Source organism: Bdellovibrionota bacterium (assembly GCA_035292885.1).
Taxonomy (GTDB): domain Bacteria; phylum Bdellovibrionota_G; class JALEGL01; order JALEGL01; family DATDPG01; genus DATDPG01.
This window is the reverse complement of record DATDPG010000024.1, coordinates 1-4,207: the sequence shown is the minus strand read 5'-3', so window position 1 is coordinate 4,207 and position 4,207 is coordinate 1. Positions and strand designations below refer to the sequence as shown.

Sequence of the window (4,207 nt, the reverse complement as noted above, 5' to 3'; positions counted from 1 at the left end):
AATGAGCTGTCGCCCCGGCTGACGAACTATTGGCCCTTGGAGGCCAGAAGATCCTCCAAGCGCGCAAACGACGTGCGTGTCGGAAGGCCGAACACGGTACCGAGCATCCGTTTCTGGAAACGGGTAACGGCCGCCTCGTAGACCGTTTTCTTCAGAGCAACGTAGCCGACTTGCGGAACCAGTTTGGAAGACTCTTTCAGATAAAAGTTAACAAAGGCCTCCACTTCCGGTCGGGTCGCCGCCTTCTTGTTGACGTAGATAAAGATCGGTCGGGAAAGCGGCGCGTACGTTCCTTCCTCGATCGTTGCTTCCGTTGGAAGAACGGGGCCCTTACCGCCGTCGATCGCGACCAGCTTCAGCTTGTCCTTGTTCTCAACGTAATAGGCGTACCCAAAATAACCCAACGCGCCCGGATCGCCTTCGATACCCTTCACCAAAACGTTGTCATCTTCACTCGCCGTGAAATCCGCGCGCGAGGACTTGGCCTTTCCGACGATCTCCTCGGTGAAGTAGTCGAACGTGCCCGAATCGGTTCCGGGACCGTACAGCTTAATGGCGCGCTTCGGCCAGGCGGGGCGAACATCGCTCCACATTTTGACCGTGCTTTCCGGCTGCCAGATCCGCTTGAGCTCCTCGACCGTCAACGACGCCACGAACGTGTTCTTCGGATTGACCATGACGGAAAGGCCGTCGTATGCCACAGGAAGCTCGACGTACTCGATTCCGTTCCTCGTGGCCGTCTCGCGTTCGGCATCCTTGATGGGTCGCGAAGCATCGGAAATATCCGTCTCCCCGGCCGTGAATTTCTTGAACCCTCCGCCGGTGCCGGAAATTCCCACCGTCACCCGGACGTTCGGATGGCTCTTTTGAAATTCCTCCGCCATCGCCTCCGTGACCGGGAACACTGTGCTTGAACCGTCGACTTTAATGGTTCCGGTCAACGATTTGCCCGTACCCTTCGTTTCGGCGGCTTGAACAACCGTAACCAGCGAAAGCGCGGCCGTTAAAGTCCATACTATTCGTTTCATATTTGTATCCTCCATACCTTTCATTAGATCTTTACTTGCAGTTGCGCGCGTACCCGATGGTCCAAACGATCATCGCCGGCCGCTACGCCGTCCTCGGTCGTCAGCGCGCTGTAGTCAAACTGGAACTTCACGTGATGAGCTTTGAACATGTAATAATTCAGACCTAGCGTGTACTCCCCCGTATCGCCCCCGCCGTCAACAAATACGCGGGCGATTCGAGCGCCTAACTCCAGCTTCTCCGGCATGACGAAATAACCGCCTTGAGCCAGGAACCCCTTGTCGTGGGTGCTGCCGCCGGCATCGGGTTTTGTGTTCATGTAATAGAAAGCGCCGTGTGCGCCGAAACCGCGAAATTTCGCGCTCAGATCGGCCGTGATCGACGTCACTTTCATTTCGTCGGTGGGGGGTGTGCCCGTAGATGGGTCGAGCGTATCGTTGTACATTCCCGCGACGGCGAATGCGACATTGGGCTCGTCGCTGTTCTTCGTGTCGCAGAATTCGAGGCCATGGTGGCCCTTTAAGTTGGCAACCAACCGACCGACATATCGGAATTCATTGTTCTGGTTCAGCGTGTTGATCCCTTCCCCGTTCATCGCCGCGACTTCGTATTCCAGCCATTTATCCATCAGCGTCCCGTTGAATCCGAATCCGATCTCGCGTTCGTCAGGAACGCCGAAGAAGGAATGCGCGATCGAACGATCCACGAACTGCTGCACCGAACCGGATGCGATTCCCTCGAGGTTGAACGGCACTTTCCATTGCCCGACGCGAACTTTGAACGGATCGGAGTGAACGAGCTGAAGATAGGTGCTCAGATTCTTGCTGCTCGAAAAATCGTACTCCGCCTGATACTGGACGTTCTTGCTGAACAGATGTCCGTACCATTTCAGCCGTGCGCGGCGAATGCGGAACGTGTCGGTCTCGGATCCGCTTTCGGCGATCTGGCCGTTAAAGGCTCCCTGAATGTAACCGCCCGTAACGAGCTTGAACTTCCCATCCGCGGATTGAATGTAGAATCCCTTGTCGTACCCTACGATGTCGGAAACCTTCGGTGCCGGAGCCGCGGCTTCCGGTTTCTGTTCTTCCTGCGCCCAAGCGGGTGAAGCGAGGGCGTAACCGAACAACAAGGCAGCAATAGCCTTCGTGACCTCTGTTCTATTCATGGACAATTTCCTCCTGTAAGGCGGTTTAGGGTTTTTGATATGCTGCGGACCGTACGAAAGGTTTGTCAACGTCTCATAAAGGCATTGTTAAACTTTGGTTAAGAACCGGGTTCCGTTATCGGCAGGGTCACGGAGAAGCAACTTCCCTTTCCCACCTGACTGAAAACCTTAATGGAACCATTTAATTCCTGCACGAGGTGTTTGACGATGGCGAGACCGAGGCCAGTGCCCCCGGCGGCGATCGATCGCGCACGGTCGACGCGATAAAAGCGTTCGAAAATCCTTGGCAGGTGTTCTTGGGGGATGCCGATCCCCGTGTCGCTGACGGATAGCTTCACAAAATCGGTCTCGGCCTTCACGGAAACGCGGATTTCACCGGAAGCGGTATATTTGACCGCATTGTCGATCAGGTTGTCGCAGATTTCCCGAAGGGCATGGGCTTCGCCTCGCACCATGGCGGAACTCTTTCGGTCGATTGCGAGTGTGAGCCGCTTTTTCTTCGCGGCGGGAAGGTAATGCTTTACGGCCTCCTCGGCCGCTTGACCCAAGTCCACGATGAAAGAGTCCGCGGGCCCGCGCCGCGATTCGATGCGGGATAGGCTGAGTAAATCCTCGGTGAGCGTGACTAGACGATCCACGTTTTGGGCTAATTGGTTCAAGAATCGTTTGCGAGTCTTACCGTCTTGGTCGGCGCCCTCCAAGAGCGTATCGACATAGCCTTTAATCGCCGTGAGCGGAGTCTTCAGTTCGTGTGAAGCGTTCGCCACAAAATCTTGGCGAACTTGGGCCTGCTTTCGAATTTCCGTGACGTCATGAAGAATTAGGAGGACGCGTGCGTCCCCGGGAGCGCCGAATGGAACCGCATGTATCTCCACTCGGCTTTCCCCGTCATTCTGGAAGATGGATATCTCTTTTTTCACGTTGGCCCACGTTTCGCGCGCCCTGTTCATGGCATCCATGATTTCGGACACACGCGCAATTTCTTCGATAGGTCTACCGACGCATTCTCCGGAAACAGAAAGATATCGGCGAGCCACGTCGTTGCAAAACAAGACTCGGTGGTCTGGATCGATCGCCAGAATTCCTTCCTCCATGGCCGCGAGCATGGGAGAAAGCTTTTCGGCTTCCGTGCGATTGGTTTCCATTTGGCGGGTGAGGGTTTCCGCCAGGTGACGGATCGTCCGACTTAAGTCTTCGATCTCATCGTTGGCGAGACGGCTTACGCCGACGCTCGTTTCGCCCGAAACGGCCCGAATGGCTGTTGCTTTCAACTCTTTCAGTTGGCGGGCACGGCGGCGACTCCAGAAGAGAACGGTAAACATGCTCAGTAACGCGCCAGCCAGCGAAGCCTGCATTGCTCGAACTCTGATCGGGCGCAAACGTTCCTCGATCCGCTTTGTGGAAACGGATAAACGCAAGACGGGCCGGGTTTCGGAAGCCGTGTCGATTCGATAAGCGAAGTAAATCATTTTCACGCCGAGAGTACCGCTTCGGCGGATTGACATTCCGGTTCCCTGCGCAAGCGCCTGCAAGACCTCGGGACGATCCCGATGATTTTCCATCGTGGCGGGATCGGCGTCCGAATCAGCCAAGACCGCCCCGTCTGCGGCGATAAGCGTTATTCGGGAGCCCGTTTCGCGGCCGAGATCTTGAACCGAACTTAGAAGGCGCGGGCGCGATAAAGTGGTCGCCTCAAGCTCCAAATGAGGGGCCAAGAGAACGGCGTTTTCTCGAATTCGGGCCTCGATTTCCTGCCGCACGTGGATTCGTTCACTCCGTTCAAAGTAGAGTCCCAGAGACAGCGGAACCAAGAACGCCAGGAGGGCTGACAGACCGATCAATCCGCGCGTGAATTTGGGAATCAGCATCAATCTCGAAAACGGTAGCCGACGCCGCGTACGGTGAGGATAGAGTCGCCATAGTCCTTCAATTTTTTGCGAAGAGACGAAACATGGACGTCGACATTTCGGTCCACGATGACGACATCCGTCCCGCCCATCTCGTCGATCAGTCGAT

At 55.8% G+C, this 4,207-nt stretch carries 4 protein-coding genes; all 4 read right to left on the bottom strand.

Annotated features, from left to right (window positions below; genetic code table 11):
- Positions 1 to 26 precede the first annotated feature (26 nt).
- The 4 genes from VI895_02110 to VI895_02095 all read right to left on the bottom strand — a co-directional run bounded on the left by VI895_02110 (position 27) and on the right by VI895_02095 (position 4,199).
- Positions 27 to 1,028 (bottom strand): PstS family phosphate ABC transporter substrate-binding protein, encoded by a 1,002-nt coding sequence (locus tag VI895_02110; GenBank protein ID HLG18592.1) that lies wholly within the window; start codon positions 1,026 to 1,028, stop codon positions 27 to 29.
- Between the two features lie 23 nt (positions 1,029 to 1,051).
- Positions 1,052 to 2,191: a porin gene (locus VI895_02105; protein HLG18591.1), complete on the bottom strand. Its 1,140-nt coding sequence runs from the start codon at positions 2,189 to 2,191 to the stop codon at positions 1,052 to 1,054.
- A 98-nt stretch (positions 2,192 to 2,289) separates the two neighbouring features.
- Positions 2,290 to 4,059 carry an ATP-binding protein gene (locus tag VI895_02100; protein HLG18590.1) on the bottom strand — a complete coding sequence of 590 codons (1,770 nt, stop codon included), beginning with the start codon at positions 4,057 to 4,059 and terminating at the stop codon, positions 2,290 to 2,292.
- Positions 4,059 to 4,199, bottom strand: a complete 141-nt coding sequence (locus VI895_02095) for a helix-turn-helix domain-containing protein (protein ID HLG18589.1) — start codon at positions 4,197 to 4,199, stop codon at positions 4,059 to 4,061. The genes VI895_02100 and VI895_02095 overlap by 1 nt, the downstream gene beginning before the upstream one ends.
- Between the last annotated feature and the right edge of the window lie 8 nt (positions 4,200 to 4,207).